Origin of the sequence: Saccharothrix carnea (genome assembly GCF_003014735.1) — a bacterium.
GTDB classification, from domain to species: domain Bacteria; phylum Actinomycetota; class Actinomycetes; order Mycobacteriales; family Pseudonocardiaceae; genus Actinosynnema; species Actinosynnema carneum.
Map to the genome: position 1 here is coordinate 14,639 of NZ_PYAX01000022.1, position 14,376 is coordinate 29,014.

General features: G+C 73.2%; 14 protein-coding genes. 12 read left to right on the forward strand and 2 right to left on the reverse strand.

Annotated elements, in window-relative coordinates:
- Nucleotides 1-43: 43 nt before the first annotated feature.
- From fmt to B0I31_RS36705, 4 genes are all read left to right on the forward strand, one after another.
- On the forward strand, nt 44-979 hold the full coding sequence (fmt, locus tag B0I31_RS36690) for a methionyl-tRNA formyltransferase (protein ID WP_106619986.1): 936 nt from the start codon (nt 44-46) through the stop codon (nt 977-979).
- A complete protein-coding gene (locus tag B0I31_RS36695) occupies nt 976-2,403 on the forward strand; it encodes an RsmB/NOP family class I SAM-dependent RNA methyltransferase (RefSeq protein ID WP_106619987.1) in 1,428 nt (475 codons plus the stop codon). The genes fmt and B0I31_RS36695 overlap by 4 nt, the downstream gene beginning before the upstream one ends.
- 155 nt (nt 2,404-2,558) lie before the next feature.
- Nucleotides 2,559-3,092 carry a flavoprotein gene (locus B0I31_RS36700; RefSeq protein ID WP_106619988.1) on the forward strand — a complete coding sequence of 178 codons (534 nt, stop codon included), beginning with the start codon at nt 2,559-2,561 and terminating at the stop codon, nt 3,090-3,092.
- A 31-nt stretch (nt 3,093-3,123) separates the two neighbouring features.
- Nucleotides 3,124-5,697 carry a helix-turn-helix transcriptional regulator gene (locus B0I31_RS36705; RefSeq protein WP_146174099.1) on the forward strand — a complete coding sequence of 858 codons (2,574 nt, stop codon included), beginning with the start codon at nt 3,124-3,126 and terminating at the stop codon, nt 5,695-5,697.
- A 182-nt stretch (nt 5,698-5,879) separates the two neighbouring features.
- Here the strand turns inward: B0I31_RS36705 and B0I31_RS36710 are convergent, their stop codons facing one another.
- Nucleotides 5,880-6,521: an SDR family NAD(P)-dependent oxidoreductase gene (locus B0I31_RS36710; protein WP_106619990.1), complete on the reverse strand. Its 642-nt coding sequence runs from the start codon at nt 6,519-6,521 to the stop codon at nt 5,880-5,882.
- Between the two features lie 168 nt (nt 6,522-6,689).
- Between B0I31_RS36710 and rpe the strand changes: the two genes are divergently transcribed.
- The 8 genes from rpe to B0I31_RS41030 all read left to right on the forward strand — a co-directional run bounded on the left by rpe (nt 6,690) and on the right by B0I31_RS41030 (nt 13,381).
- Entirely contained in the window at nt 6,690-7,340 is a 651-nt protein-coding gene (gene rpe / locus B0I31_RS36715) for a ribulose-phosphate 3-epimerase (protein ID WP_106620044.1), read from the forward strand.
- Between the two features lie 14 nt (nt 7,341-7,354).
- The gene (gene ribD / locus B0I31_RS36720) at nt 7,355-8,350 is read left to right on the forward strand and encodes a bifunctional diaminohydroxyphosphoribosylaminopyrimidine deaminase/5-amino-6-(5-phosphoribosylamino)uracil reductase RibD (RefSeq protein ID WP_106620045.1); all 996 of its coding nucleotides are present in this window, start codon (nt 7,355-7,357) and stop codon (nt 8,348-8,350) included.
- A gap of 9 nt (nt 8,351-8,359) precedes the next feature.
- A complete protein-coding gene (locus tag B0I31_RS36725; RefSeq protein ID WP_106619991.1) occupies nt 8,360-8,971 on the forward strand; it encodes a riboflavin synthase in 612 nt (203 codons plus the stop codon).
- Entirely contained in the window at nt 8,968-10,236 is a 1,269-nt protein-coding gene (locus B0I31_RS36730; protein WP_106619992.1) for a bifunctional 3,4-dihydroxy-2-butanone-4-phosphate synthase/GTP cyclohydrolase II, read from the forward strand. The genes B0I31_RS36725 and B0I31_RS36730 overlap by 4 nt, the downstream gene beginning before the upstream one ends.
- Nucleotides 10,233-10,712, forward strand: coding sequence for a 6,7-dimethyl-8-ribityllumazine synthase (gene ribH / locus B0I31_RS36735; protein ID WP_106619993.1), 480 nt, complete (start codon nt 10,233-10,235; stop codon nt 10,710-10,712). Before B0I31_RS36730 ends, ribH begins: the two co-directional genes overlap by 4 nt.
- A gap of 8 nt (nt 10,713-10,720) precedes the next feature.
- A complete protein-coding gene (locus B0I31_RS36740; protein ID WP_106619994.1) occupies nt 10,721-11,158 on the forward strand; it encodes a PH domain-containing protein in 438 nt (145 codons plus the stop codon).
- Nucleotides 11,159-11,382: 224 nt separating this feature from the next.
- The gene (locus B0I31_RS36745) at nt 11,383-12,720 is read left to right on the forward strand and encodes a M28 family peptidase (protein ID WP_106619995.1); all 1,338 of its coding nucleotides are present in this window, start codon (nt 11,383-11,385) and stop codon (nt 12,718-12,720) included.
- 13 nt (nt 12,721-12,733) lie between these two features.
- Nucleotides 12,734-13,381, forward strand: a complete 648-nt coding sequence (locus tag B0I31_RS41030; RefSeq protein ID WP_181320737.1) for a DUF7919 family protein — start codon at nt 12,734-12,736, stop codon at nt 13,379-13,381.
- Here the strand turns inward: B0I31_RS41030 and B0I31_RS36755 are convergent.
- Nucleotides 13,378-14,340, reverse strand: a complete 963-nt coding sequence (locus B0I31_RS36755; RefSeq protein ID WP_106619996.1) for a helix-turn-helix transcriptional regulator — start codon at nt 14,338-14,340, stop codon at nt 13,378-13,380. The two genes, B0I31_RS41030 and B0I31_RS36755, sit on opposite strands and share 4 nt — an antisense overlap.
- Nucleotides 14,341-14,376: the final 36 nt, after the last annotated feature.

Here is a 14,376-nt window from a genome sequence, read left to right on the forward strand (position 1 = left end):
CCGTGCCGTCCGAGTCCCGACGTGCGTTGCGGAGGGATCTGACATGCGGTTGGTCTTCGCGGGCACGCCCGAGGTCGCGCTGCCGTCGCTGCGGGCGCTGCTGGAGTCGGACCGGCACGAGGTCGTGGCCGTGGTGACCCGGCCGGACGCGCCGTCCGGACGTGGTCGCCGGGTCGAGCGCTCACCCGTCGCGGCTCTGGCCGACGAGCTCGGCATCGAGGTGCTGACCCCGGCCAAGGCGGGCGACCCGGCGTTCCAGGCCCGGTTGAAGGAGCTGGAGCCGGACCTGTGCCCGGTGGTGGCCTACGGCGCGCTGCTGCCCGAGTCGGCCCTGGCGATCCCTCGCCACGGCTGGGTGAACCTGCACTTCTCGGTGCTGCCGGCCTGGCGCGGCGCGGCGCCCGTGCAGGCGTCCGTGCGGCACGGCGACGACATCACCGGCGCGACCACGTTCCGCATCGTCAAGGAGCTGGACGCGGGCCCGGTGTTCGGCGTGGTGACCGAGCGGGTTCGCGAGCGGGACACGGCCGGTGACCTGCTCGGCAGGCTCGCCGAGTCGGGCGCGAAGCTGCTGCTGTCCACTGTGGACGGTATCGCGGACGGCACGCTCCGGCCCGTGGAGCAGCCGTCGGAGGGCGTGAGCTACGCGCCGAAGGTGACCGTGGACGACGCCCGGCTCGACTTCGGCACGCCCGCCGCCGCGATCGACCGGGTGGCCCGCGCGGTGACGCCGGACCCCGGCGCGTGGGCCGAGTTCCGCGGTGAACGGCTCAAGCTCGGCCCGGTGCTCCCGGTCGAGGTACCGGACGGTGAGCCGCTCGCGCCCGGCGAGATCCGGGCGGAGCGCAAGCGCGTGCTGGTCGGCACGGCCACCGAGCCGGTGGCGCTGGGCGACGTGCAGGCGCAGGGCAAGAAGCGGATGTCGGCGACCGACTGGGCGCGCGGCGCCCGGATCGAGGCGGGGGAACGGATTTCATGACCCAGAGGTCTTCGCGTCCATCCCGCCCGCAGCGGGCCCACCCACCGCGCGGGCGCACCGGCCCGGCCCGGCCGCCGGTGGACGACCCGGCCCGGCAGGCGGCGCTGGACACCCTGCGCGCGGTCCGGCAGCGTGACGCCTACGCCAACCTGGTGCTGCCGGGGATCCTGCGCGAACGTCGGATCACCGGGCGTGACGCGGCCCTGGCGACCGAGCTGACCTACGGGTCGCTGCGCGCCCAAGGGCTGCTGGACGCGGTGCTGGCCGCGTGCACCGACCGGCCGTTGTCCGAAGTGGACGGCGCGGTGCTCGACGCGTTGCGGCTGGGCGCCTACCAGCTGCTGCGCACCCGCATCCCGGCGCACGCGGCGGTCGCGTCGACCGTCGACCTGGTGCGGGCGGACCGGGGATCGGGCGCGGCCGGGTTCGCGAACGCGGTGCTGCGGCGCGTCACCGGGCAGGACGAGGCGGCCTGGGTGGAAGAGGTCGCGCCGGACGAGGACACCGACCCGATCGGGTACGTGGCCATGGCCAACGCGCACCCCCGGTGGATCGCGCAGGCGTTCGCCGAGGCGCTGGGCAGTCGTGGGGAGCCGTTGCGCGAGGCGCTGGCCGCCGACGACATGAGGCCGGCGGTGCACCTGGCCGCCCGGCCAGGCGAGTGCAGCGCGGACGAGCTGGCCGCGATGACCGGCGGCGAGGCGGCGCCGTACTCGCCGTACGGGGTGCACCTGGACGCGGGCGCGGGTGACCCGGGCGACCTCGACCCGGTGCGCCAGCGGTTGGCGGCGGTGCAGGACGAGGGCAGCCAGCTGTGCGCGGTGGCGTTGACGCGGGTGCCGCTCGAAGGGCGGGACGAGCGGTGGCTCGACCTGTGCGCGGGGCCTGGTGGGAAGGCGGTGCTGCTCGGCTCGCTGGCCGTGCTGTCGGGCGCGTCGATGGACGCGGTGGAGAAGGCGCCGCACCGGGCGGACCTGATCCGCAAGGCCGCGGGCGACCTGCCGATCACGGTGCACGTGGCCGATGGTCGCGAGTCCGGGCTGGAGGAGGGCGGGTTCGACCGGGTGCTGGTGGACGCGCCGTGCACCGGCTTGGGCGCGTTGCGGCGGCGGCCGGAGGCGCGGTGGCGGCGGCAGCCGTCTGACGTGGCGCCGCTGGCCCGGTTGCAGCGCGAGCTGTTGACGGCGGCGTTGACGCTGGTCCGGCCCGGGGGTGTGGTGGCGTACGTGGTGTGCACGCCGCACCTGTCGGAGACGGTGGGTGTGGTCGCAGACGTCGCGCGCCGGACCGAGGCGGAGTGGTTGGACGCGCGGGAGTTCTTCCCCGGTGTGCCGGACCTGGGTGACGGGCCGCAGGTGCAGTTGTGGCCGCACAAGCACGGGACGGACGCGATGTTCTGCGCGATGCTGCGGCGGCCGGTGTGAGCGCGGGACGGGTGAGCGGGGTCGGGTGGGGCGCGGTCGGGTGAGCCGGGCTCCGGTGGCGTCGGTTCGGGTGAGAGCGGTCGGGTGAGCCGGGCTCGGGTGCGGCTGGCGCAGGTGAGGAGTGGTGGGGTGGAGTTGGTGCGGGTGAGGCTGCGGTGAAGGTGCTCGGGCTGGTCGCGTCGGCGGCCGGTGGGGTCGAGCGGTGGTTCGTGGACGAGCTCGCCAGGCCCCTGGCGGCCGAGGGGTGGCGGTTGGCGATCACGTTCACCCCTTCGGCGGCCCGGTGGTTGGAGCCGCAGGTGCCGGCGTTGGCGGAGCTGACCGGGCTGCCGGTCCGGTGGACGTCCCGGCTGCCGGCCGAACCCAAGCCCCACCCGGTGCCGGACGCGTTCGTGTTCGCGCCGGCGACCGCGAACTCGCTGGCCAAGCTGGCGTTGGGGATCGCCGACAACCAGGCGCTCACGGTGCTGTGCGAGGCGTTGGGCCGCCGTGCGCCGATGGTCGTGGTGCCGCAGGTGTCCGACGACCAGGCCGCGCACCCGGCGTTCGACGGCCACCTGGCCGTGCTGCGGTCCGCCGGGGTGGTGTTGGCGGCCGATCACCGATCGGTGGTGCGTGAACTGGATCGGGTGGCACCACTCGTCGCATCAGGTGAAAATCGCGGTAACGGCGAAACCCCGCTGAATTGACAGTCAGTCGAGACGCGTAGCAGTCTGGATTGTGTCGAAATTGTACGGCCGGGATCGTGAATGGGCTTCGGTTCTCCGCTTCCTGTCCGCGCCCGGTGGCCTGCTGGCCATCGACGGCCCGCCGTGCTCCGGAAAGACGTCCCTGCTGCGTGGGGCGGTCACCGCCGCCCACGACCGCGGCTACTCCGTCGTGCCGGTCTCCGGCCGGAGGTTGGCGGCGTCGGTCGACGTGATCGAGGCGCTCGATCGGGTGGAAATCGACCGGGTGCCCGTGCTGATCGCGGTCGACCAGGCGCACGAGGACCCGGCGGCGCTGCTGGAGCTGCCGGCCCGGGCCGGGCACCCGCTGGTCTCGGTGCTGGTGGCGCTGTGCGGGGAGTCGGCCGGGGCGGACGTCCGGGAGGCGTTGAGCGGTCACGGCGAGGTGCTGCGGCTCGGCCCGCTCGACGACGACGCGGTCGAGCGGATGGTCACCGACCTGCTGGACGCGACACCGCACCCGGACCTGGCGACGTTCACCGCGGGCGCGGGCGGCAATCCCCGGCTGGTCGCGGAACTCATCGCGGGGCTGCGGGAAGAAGGACGGCTCGACGTGGTCGGCGGCGTGGCCCGGCCCCGTGGCGGGTGGCTGCCGCGCCGGGTCGGAGCCGTGGTGCGGCGGCAGGTCGACGCGATGTCGGCCAAGGCGACCCAGGTGTTGCGGGTCGCGGCTGTGATCGGCCGGTCGTTCCTGCTCCAGGACGTGGCCGCGATGATGAACGAGACCACGGGCGCGTTGCTGCTCGCCGTGGACGAGGTGCTGGCCTCGGGGCTGGTGGTGTGCGTGGACGAGCGGCTGGAGTTCGGGTCCGACCTGGTGTGGCGGGCGGTGGTGGACTCGATGCCCGGGTCGGTGCGGCACGCCCTGCGGCACGACGCGGAGGTGCTGCGCACGCGGCCGGTGGCGGACGGGGTGGACGAGGTCGGGGTGGACCAAGCCGGGGCGGACGAGGCCGCAGAGGGTGCGGTCGGGGAGGGTGACGCGAGCAAGGGTGCGGTCGCGGTGAGCGGGGTGCGGTCGTTGGCCGCCAACGGCAGGCTCGGCGCCGCCATCGCGTTGGCCCGGGAGAGCCTGGCGGGTGGGGTGCCCGCCGGTGCGGCGGCGGAGCTGCACGTGGTGCTGGCCGGGATCCTGCTCGCGGACGGCAGGCCCGCCGACGCGGCGTCCGAACTGGAGCACGTGCTGGCGACGTCGGGTGTGCCCGCGCCGTGGCGCCGGTTGGCGCAGGCCGGGCGGCTGTTGTCGCTGTACTTCGCGACCGGGAGCCGGGCGGGCGCGCACGCGCTGTCGGTGTTGACCACCCGCGACCGGGAACCCGGTGACGCGGACGTGGTGATGGCGGCGACCGTCCACTCGTGCCTGGAGTGGAACGCCGGACGCCTCGCCGAGGGCATGTACTGGGGCCGTGAGTCGACCCGCTGGGAACTGGACCGGCCCACCTCGTGGTGGCAGTCGCAGTCGGCGGTGTCGTTCGCGTTGAAGCTGTCCGCGCTGGGGGAGTTCGAGCAGGCCGAGCGGTTGGTGCGCGACGGTGTCGCCTGCGACGACGAGGCCGTGACGGCGGGGTCGCCGACAGCGCGGACGATCGCGCGGGCGCGGGTGCTGGTGCAGGCGGGGAAGTTGGCGCAGGCGTTGGCGACGGCGCGGCGCGGGGCGTCGACCGCCCGGGACCGGGGGCTGCGGATCCTGGTGCCGCTGGCGTCGACCGTGCTGGCGACGGTGGCGTTGCACCGGGGTGAGATCGCGGCGGCGGCCGAGCACGTGCGCCGGTACCGGGCGGACCTGGCGGCGGGCGAGGCGGTGCTGCACTCGGGGCAGTACGACTGGGTGGAGTTGTTGCTGGCGCACGCCCAGGGTGGGGCGCAGCGGGTCGTGGAGCTGGCGCGGGAGCGGGTGGCCGACCCGGGAGTGGCGCGGCGGATGCTGATCGAGGAGCCGGGAGCGGCGTCGTGGCTGGTGCGGCAGGCGTTGGTGGCGGGGGACGGCGGGTTGGCCGGCGAGGTGGTGGGAGCGGCGGAGACGTTGGCCGCGGACAACCCCGGGTTCGAGGCGGTGTCGGTGGCGGCCGGGCACGCGCGGGCGTTGTTCGAGCGGGACGTGGAGCGGTTGCAGGCGGTGGCGGGGCGGCACCGGCACCCGTGGGCGCAGGCGAACGCGAACGAGGACCTGGCCGGGTTGCTGCGGGAGGCGGGGGAGGCGGGGCGGGCGTCGGCTCACACGACGGAGGCGTCGCGGATCTTCGAGCGGATGGGGGCGGAGGGGGAGTTGGCGCGGTTACGTGGGGTGGGGGGGGTTGGTGGTGGTGCGGGAGAGGTGGAGTGGGGGTTGTTGTCGGAGGCGGAGCGGGATATCGCGCGGCTGGTGGGGGCGGGGTTGACCAACCGGCAGGTGGCGAGGCAGTTGTTCCTGTCGCCGCACACGGTGAACTACCACTTGCGGGGGATCTTCAAGAAGTTGGGGATCAGTTCGAGGGTGGAGTTGGCGAGGTTCGCGCATGAGCATGAGCATGAGCATGAGCAGGAGGTGGCGGGGGTTGCGGAGGCGGCGGGGACGTCGTCGGTGTGAGGGTGGCGAAGTCGGCTGTGGTTGAGACGTCAAGACCTCGAGACTCCACGCCCCGGCTCGGTGGTCGGGTCAGGCTCGATTTGACATGGGGCCTTTTGCGGGTCCGATGTGGTCCGTTGTGGGTTAGGTCGGGTCGGTTGTGGTGGTGGTGGGATGAATGGTCGTCGGATGAATTCAGTGTGTTAGGCGCCGACGGCGGTGTTGGTGGTGTTGGTGGGGTCGGCGAGGAGGAATCCGACTTCGTCGGCGACGCGGTGGACGTCGGTTGGGGCTACTACGGCGCAGTGGACGCCGCGGGACGCTACTTCGACGGCCAGGCACTCTGTGTAGGCGATGGCTGCTGCGCGTGACGCGGCGTAGGCGGCGATGCCTGATCTCGGTACGGCGACGGCGTGGGCGGGCACCATGATGATCGTGCCCCTGGTCCGGTCGACCATTCTGGTGGCGACGGCTCGCGAGATGTTGAACACGCCGTCGACGTTGACGGCGAAGCTGTGTGACCAGTCGTCGTCGGTGATCGAGAGGGCTGGGCCGGGGCGCAGGGCGCCGGCCATGGCCACCAGGGCGTCGATCTCGCCGAACTCTCGTTCCACCTGGTCGACGAGGGCGTCCACGGCGGCGCTCGACGTGACGTCGATCTGCCTGCCCGCGATGCGCAGGCGCTGTGCGTGGAGGCGTTCGACCAGGTCGGCCAGTCTCGCGCCGTCGCTGTCGACGGCGACGACGAGCGCGCCCTGGCCGGCCAGTGACTCGACCACCTCGGCGCCGAGCGGTGAACAGGCGCCGGTGATCAGGACGATCTTGTGACGGAATTCGGCATTCATCCCCAGTGCTCCCCAGTTGCTGCCCCCCGGTGACGAACGTAATGGCCACCACACCGGCTGGGGAACTACCCGCGTGAGTAGTCGGAAAGGTGTGGGGCGAAATATGGCTCCCGTGCAGGTCCGGGCAATCGGGGACGCCTAGACTCGGCACCCGTGGTCCACCAGCCGATGATCGCCCCGAGCATCCTGTCCGCCGATTTCGCCCGACTCGCCGACGAGGCCGCCGCCGTGGCGTCGGCAGACTGGCTGCACGTGGACGTCATGGACGCGCACTTCGTGCCCAACCTGACCATCGGGCTCCCGGTGGTGAAGTCGCTGCGCAAGGCGACCGACCTGCCGCTGGACTGCCACCTGATGATCGAGGACCCGGATCGCTGGGCCATCGGGTACGCGGAGGCCGGCGCCTACAACGTCACGGTGCACGTGGAGGCGGCGGGGGACCCGGTGGCGTTGGCGAAGAACCTGAGGGCGGCGGGCGCGAAGGCGGGGTTGTCGCTGAAGCCCGGGACGCCGTTGGAGCCGTACGTGGACGTGCTGAAGCACTACGACACGTTGCTGGTCATGTCGGTGGAGCCGGGGTTCGGCGGGCAGTCGTTCATGGCCGAGGTGCTGGACAAGGTGCGGGCGGCGCGGCGGTTGGTGGACACCGGGCACCTCAGGTTGGTCGTCGAGATCGACGGTGGGATCAACGCGGACACGATCGAGCAGGCGGCGGAGGCCGGGGTCGACTGCTTCGTGGCCGGGTCGGCGGTGTACGACGCGGCGGATCCCGGTGTCGCGCTGGAGCGGTTGCGCGAGCAGGCGGCCCGCGCGCGGTGAACGTGGACGAGGCGATGGCGCTGGCCGTGGCGGCCGGTGAGCGGGTGAGGGGCACGACCAGCCCGAACCCGCCGGTGGGTTGTGTGATCTTGGACGCCGGTGGGCGGGTGGTGGGCGAGGGTGCCACCCGGCCGCCCGGTGGCGCGCATGCCGAGGTGGTGGCGTTGGCGGCGGCGGGTCCGGCGGCCAGGGGCGGGACGGCGGTGGTGACGTTGGAGCCGTGTTCGCACCACGGGCGGACGCCGCCGTGCACCGGGGCGTTGATCGAGGCCGGGGTGGCGCGGGTGGTGTTCGCGGTGGCGGACCCGAATCCGCAGGCGGCCGGTGGGGCCGAGGTCTTGCGGGCGGCCGGGGTCCGGGTCGAGGGCGGGTTGTCGGGAGAGGTCGTGGAGCGGGGTGTGTTGCGGGCGTGGTTGCACTACGCGCGGACCGGGCGACCGCACGTGACCTGGAAGTTCGCGTCCAGTCTGGACGGGCGGGTCGCGGCCGGTGACGGCAGCAGCCGGTGGATCAGCTCGCCGGAGTCACGGGCCGAGGTGCACGAGTTCCGGACGAAGGTGGACGCGATCGTGGTCGGCACCGGGACGGTCCGCACCGATGACCCGAGATTGACCGCGCGGACGTCGCGTCCGGGGCAGGATGGGGTCAGGCAGCCGCTGCGGGTCGTCGTCGGGAAGGGTGACCTGCCGCCGGGTGCGCGTGTGCTGGACGACGAGGCGGAGACGATGCACCTGCGGACGCACGACCCGGACGTCGTGCTCGGCGCGCTGGCCGCGCGGGGCGTGGTCGACGTGCTGCTGGAGGGCGGGCCTACCCTGGCGGGTGCGTTCACGGCGGCCGGCCGCGTCGACCGGGTGCTCGCCTACCTCGCCCCGAAGTTCCTGGGCGACGGTCCGCAGGCCCTGCGGGACGCGGGGGTGTCGACCGTCACCGACGCTGTGGGATTGGTCGTGGAGCAGGTCAGTATGTGCGGGCCGGACGTGCGGGTTTCCGCAGTCCCCGCGCGTTGAGGAGGAACGGTGTTCACCGGGATCGTCGAGGAGTTGGGTGAGGTCGTCGCCGTCGCAGACCTGCCGGACGCGGCCCGCGTCACCATCGCGGGTCCGTTGGTGACCAGCGACGCGAAGCACGGCGATTCGATCGCGGTGAACGGCGTGTGCCTCACCGTGGTGGACGTCGTGGGCGGCGCGTTCACCGCGGACGTGATGCGCGAGACGCTGACCCGCAGCAGCCTGGCCAAGGTCACCGAGGGTGACCAGGTCAACCTGGAGCGCGCCGCCGCCGTGGGCCAGCGCCTGGGCGGTCACATCGTGCAGGGCCACGTGGACGGCACCGGTGTGGTGCTGGCGCGGGAGAAGGCCGAGCACTGGGAGATCGTCCACATCGGACTGCCGCCGGGCCTGGCCCGGTACGTGGTGGAGAAGGGCTCGATCACCGTGGACGGCGTGTCGCTGACCGTGGTGTCGGTCACGGAGGACTCGTTCACGGTGAGCCTGATCCCGACCACGTTGGACCTCACCACCCTCGGCCGGCGCGTGCCGGGCGACCACGTCAACCTGGAGGTGGACGTGCTCGCGAAGTACGTCGAGCGGCTCGCGCTGCCCCACCTGCGCGCCGAGGAGGCCCGGTGAACGACTTCGCCGACATCGAGCGGGCCATCGCGGACATCGCGGCGGGCAAGGCCGTCGTCGTCGTGGACGACGAGGACCGCGAGAACGAGGGCGACCTGATCTTCGCCGCGGAGAAGGCCACGCCGGAGCTGGTGGCGTTCACCATGGCCGAGTGCCGCGGCCTGCTGTGCACGCCGATGGAGCCCGAGGCGCTGGACCGGCTGGGCATCGACCTGATGGTCGGGAACAACACCGAGCGGATGGGTACCGCGTTCACCGTGTCGGTCGACGCCCGCGAAGGCGTCACCACCGGCATCTCGGCCGCCGACCGCGCGCGCACGATCCGGTTGCTGGCCGACCCCGCGACGACCTCCCACGACGTGGTGCGCCCCGGGCACGTGTTCCCGCTGCGGGCCAAGGAGGGCGGCGTGCTGCGGCGCGCGGGCCACACCGAGGCGGCGGTCGACCTGGCCCGGATGGCGGGCCTGTACCCGGCGGGCGCGATCTGCGAGATCGCCAACGCCGACGGCACCATGGCCCGGCGCGACGACCTGGAGCTGTTCGTCCGCAAGCACGACCTGGTGCTGATCACCATCGCCGACCTGATCGCCTACCGGCGGCGGAAGGAGACCCAGGTCGAGCGGGTCGCCGAGGCGCGCATCCCGACCGCGCACGGCACGTTCACCGCGGTCGGCTACGACAGCAAGCTCGACGGCATCGAGCACATCGCGATGGTCTACGGCGACCTGGGCGACGGCGAGGACGTGCTGGTCCGGGTGCACTCGGAATGCCTGACCGGTGACGTGTTCGGCTCGCTGCGCTGCGACTGCGGCCCGCAGCTGGACGCCGCGCTGGAGGCGGTGGCCGCGCAGGGGCGTGGCGTCGTGCTCTACATGCGCGGGCACGAGGGCCGCGGCATCGGGCTGATGCACAAGCTGCAGGCGTACCAGTTGCAGGACGACGGCGCGGACACCGTGGACGCGAACCTGGGCCTGGGGCTGCCCGCCGACGCGCGCGACTACGGCACCGGCGCGCAGATCCTGTGCTCGCTGGGCATCAAGTCGATGCGGCTGCTGACCAACAACCCGGCCAAGCGGGTCGGGCTGGAGGGCTACGGGCTGACGGTGCTGGACCGGGTGCCGTTGCCGATCTCGCCCAACCCGGAGAACCTGCGGTACCTGCGCACCAAGCGCGACCGGATGGGGCACGAGCTGCACCAGCTCGAGCAGTACGAGGCGCTGGCCCAGGGCGGCGCGGTGGTGTCCACCACGGAGGGAGCGGAATGAGCGGCGAAGGACGACCCGAGGACGTCGTCCCCGACGCGGCGGGCCTGACGCTGGGCGTCGTGGCCACGCGCTGGCACCCGAAGATCACCGACCACCTGGTCGAGCGGGCGTTGGCCGCGGCGGCGAAGGCCGGTGTCGCGTCGCCGACGGTGGTGCGGGTCGCGGGCGCGGTGGAGCTGCCGGTGGTGGCGCAGGAACTGGCCCGCACGCACGACGCCGTGGTGGCGCTGGGCGTGGTGATCCGGGGTGGCACGCCGCACTTCGAGTACGTGTGCGACGCCGTGACCGCCGGTCTGACCAGGGTCGCGCTGGACGAGTCGACGCCGATCGGCAACGGAGTGCTGACCACCAACGACGAGGACCAGGCGCTGGCCCGCGCCGGGTTCGCGGACTCGGTGGAGGACAAGGCTTTCGAGGCGTGCGTGGCGGCGCTGGACACGGCGCTCGTGCTGCGCGGGCTGCGAGCGGGCTCGTGAGGACCGCCGTGGCTGCCGACGTGGTCGAGTTCCGGCCGAAGAGGATCCGCCTGGTCGCCGGGTCGTGCGCGGTGTTCCTGGTCGTGGTGTTCACCGTGGTCGGGTTGCTGTTGGGTGACACGCCGACCGGCGTGATCTTCCGGACCTCCGACCAGGTGGCGATGATCCTCCTGGGCGTCCTGCTGGCGGGAGGCGCGCTGCTGCTGACCCGGCCGCGGGTGCGTGCCGACGCCGAGGGCGTGGAGGTGCGCAACGTGGTGACGGCGCACCGGTTCACCTGGCAGCAGGTGCTGCACGTGTCGTTCCCGGACGGCGCCTCGTGGGCCCGCCTGGAGCTGCCGGACGACGAGTACGTGTCGATCATGGCCGTCCAGGCGGTGGACCGCGACCACGCCGTGGCCGCCGTCCGCGCCCTGCGCGACCTGCACCGCTCCGCCACCCACTAGCGCGCGAGTCCAACGTTCGGAACGCGAGTGTCCTACGTTCGGAACGCGCGTGTCGAACGCTCAGGACCCCCGAGTTCACCGTTCGCGCGTAGCCGGTGCGGGTGTGCGGCGTTAGCGCCGATCGTCGTGGTGCCGTTGGCCGACGCCTGTCCGCCAACGGCACCCTTGTCGGGGTTCGGGCCCCTGCCTAGGTTCGGGTGATCTACGAGCTTGGGGGTCCGCACATGCGCAGACGTTCCTTCCTGACCGGTGCCGCGGCCGTGGCGGGCGCCGTGACGCTCGGCTTGAACCCGGCGGCACGGGCACAGCGGCCCGGCGCGTCCGACCTGCCCGACCTGCTCCTCGGCGACTACCCGGTGGTGGGCCGGGTGCGGGCGCGCAAGGCGATGGAGCACCTGCGGGTGCTCAGCGAGCGGATCGGCCAGCGCATCGGCGGCACGGAGTCCGAGCACCGCGCCCGCGACTACCTCGCCTCCGTGCTGCGCGACCTGCGCTACCAGGTGACGCTGCAGCCGTTCACCGTGCCGGACAAGTACCTGTCCACGCTCACCTTCGGCGCGGACACCTGGAACGCGGGCGCGTCCCGCTTCGGCGCCCTCGGCGTCACGGCCACCGGCCCCGTGGTGGACCTGGACAACGGCACGTCCCTGCCCGCCGACCTCACGGGCAAGGTCGCGCTGCTGGTCAACGTGCCGACCGGTTCCACGGCGGTGCTGGACGCGGCCCGGCTGGGCGCGGCGGCCGTGCTGATCGGCCGGGTCTCGACGCCGCCCGCGGGCAAGACCGGCGCGTTCTCCCCGACGTTGACCGCGAACGTCGCCGTGCCGGTGCTGGGCATCGCCCAGGTGCACGTGGAGCGGCTGCGGGCGGCCGGTGCCGTCACGGTGACCGTGTCCACCACCCACCTCGCGGGCCTGACCTCGTACAACGTGATCGCCGAACGGCCCGCGACGTTCCCCGGCCGCGACGACGGCGTGGTCATGGTGACCGCGCACTACGACAGCGTGCCCGGCTCGCCCGGCGCGAACGACGACGGCAGCGGCACGGTGCTGACCCTCGAACTGGCCCGCGTGCTGCGCCACCTGCCGACCCACAAGGCGCTGCGGTTCGCGCTGTGGGGCTCGGAGGAGCAGGGCCTGCTCGGTTCCCGCTACTACGTCAACCAGCTGGCCGACGCGGACGCGGCCCGGATCGCGGGCGTGTTCCAGAACGACATGGTCGCCACCAGCCACGGCCCCGCGACCGCGTACTGGCTGCTCTCGGTGGACGGCGGCGTCAACGCCACCACCGCCGAGGTCGCCGCCGCGGCCGCCCGCCTCGGCTACGGCGCCCAGGTGCACGGCCCGGTGCCGCGCGGCAGCAGCGACCACGTGCCGTTCCACGAGCGCAAGATCGCCGCGGCGAACTTCAGCTGGCGCGGCGAGGGCGGCCCGCACGAGCTGGAACCGCTCTACCACACGCCCGAGGACACGATCGCGCAGAACGTGAGCCCGGACCGGCTGCAGATCTCGCTGGAGCTGATCGGCGCCGCCGCCTACCGTCTGGCCTGCACACGCGGCTGAACGACGGGACGCCATGACGACCTACGAGGACCTGACGCCCTACGCGTACTCGGGCGAGGTGACCGGACCGGTGGTCAACGTCGGCTGGCTCGGTGCGGAGTCGCGGTTCGAGGTCGGCGAACCCGGACCCGGCTTCGCCGAGGCCTTGTCGGCGCTGGTCCGGTTCGACCACGTCCGCCCCACGCGCGGCTGGCACCAGTGCCGGCTGTGCGGGCCGGGTGCCGCGTACCCGGTGTGCGAGCCGGACGGGGACGGCGAGGTCGTGCTGGGCAGCGCCGAGATCGACGTCCCGGGCACCGGCGTCGTCTACGCGGCGCCGAACCTGGTGTACCACTACGTCGTGCGGCACCACTACCGGCCGCCGGCGGGGTTCGTCCGGGCGGTGCTCGCGCGGGCCGAGGCCAGTGCCGGCGCCTGGGAGGAGACCAAGCGGTCCCTGTCCGCCGGCACGCCCGTGCGCGGCGAGATCCGCGGCTACCACGTCACGGGCCTGTGGCTCGACCTGCCCGACCGCCCGGACGTGGACGCCTTCATCCCGAACGACCTGTACGGGCCGTACGGGGTCGGCGAGAACCGCGAGCACGTCGCGTTCCACGTGCCGGTCGACGCGGTGGTCGTGGGGCACTCCGACCGGGAGCGCCGGGTCGTCCTGCGGGTCTAACCCGCGTCACCGGCGGCCCGCAGCAGCCGCTCGGCCGTGGCCCGGAGGTGGTGCTTGAGCTCCTCCGGGCCTTCCACGTCGAAGTCGACGCCGATCATCGCGACCCACAGCCCGACCTCGTCCAACGCCGGTGCGCCGACCGTCAGCCTGGTCCGGTCGTCGTCGATCCGCTCCAGGTGCGCCGAGGTGGCCGGGGCGCGGGCCGCGATCACCTCGTACGACGCGTGCATGATCAGCCGGACCTCGTGCGGGTACGGCGCGACGGACAGCTGCCGCGACACGTACGACGCCAGGTCGTCGGACGGTGGCTCGCGCGGGGTGAACCGGGCGCCGAGCGTCGGCTCCTCCACGATCCGGTCCACCCGGAACGTGCGCCAGTCCGCCTTGTCCACGTCCCACGCCACCAGGTACCAGCGCCGCCCCGTGTGGGCCAGGCCCAGCGGCTCGACGTGCCGCTTCGTGCCACCGTCACGCCCCGCGTACCCGAACCGCAGCCGCTGGTGGTCGCGGCACGCGCCGGCGATCGCGGTCAACGTGCCCGCGTCCACCTGCGAGCCCCGCGTCGTCGGCAACGCCACGGTGTGGGCCTGCAGCGCGTTCACCCGCCGCCGCAGCCGGGACGGCAGCACCTGTTCCAGCTTGGCCAGGGCGCGCACGGACGTCTCCTCGATGCCCACCACGCTGCCGTTGGCGGCCGTCCGCAACCCGACGGCGACCGCCACGGCCTCGTCGTCGTCCAGCAGCAGCGGCGGCAGCTCGGCGCCCGCGCCCAGCTGGTAGCCGCCGGACACGCCCGGCGCGGCGTTCACCGGGTAGCCGAGGTTGCGCAGCTTGTCCACGTCACGCCGCACGGTCCGCACGTCCACGCCGAGCCGCCGCGCGAGGTCCGCGCCGGTCCAGTCGCGACGCACCTGCAACAACGACAGCAGCTTGAGCAGACGGGCCGAGGTTCCCAGCATGACCGCAGTCTGCCGGCTATCGCGGACGACTCCTGT

Bases quoted from the DNA above. Each gene is read 5' to 3' on its own strand.
- fmt (WP_106619986.1), top strand. From the start codon at position 44: ATGCGGTTGGTCTTCGCGGGCACGCCCGAGGTCGCGCTGCCGTCGCTG.
- B0I31_RS36695 (WP_106619987.1), top strand. From the start codon at position 976: ATGACCCAGAGGTCTTCGCGTCCATCCCGCCCGCAGCGGGCCCACCCA.
- B0I31_RS36710 (WP_106619990.1), bottom strand. From the start codon at position 6,521: ATGAATGCCGAATTCCGTCACAAGATCGTCCTGATCACCGGCGCCTGT.
- rpe (WP_106620044.1), top strand. From the start codon at position 6,690: ATGATCGCCCCGAGCATCCTGTCCGCCGATTTCGCCCGACTCGCCGAC.
- ribD (WP_106620045.1), top strand. From the start codon at position 7,355: ATGGCGCTGGCCGTGGCGGCCGGTGAGCGGGTGAGGGGCACGACCAGC.
- ribH (WP_106619993.1), top strand. From the start codon at position 10,233: ATGAGCGGCGAAGGACGACCCGAGGACGTCGTCCCCGACGCGGCGGGC.
- B0I31_RS36745 (WP_106619995.1), top strand. From the start codon at position 11,383: ATGCGCAGACGTTCCTTCCTGACCGGTGCCGCGGCCGTGGCGGGCGCC.
- B0I31_RS41030 (WP_181320737.1), top strand. From the start codon at position 12,734: ATGACGACCTACGAGGACCTGACGCCCTACGCGTACTCGGGCGAGGTG.
- B0I31_RS36755 (WP_106619996.1), bottom strand. From the start codon at position 14,340: ATGCTGGGAACCTCGGCCCGTCTGCTCAAGCTGCTGTCGTTGTTGCAG.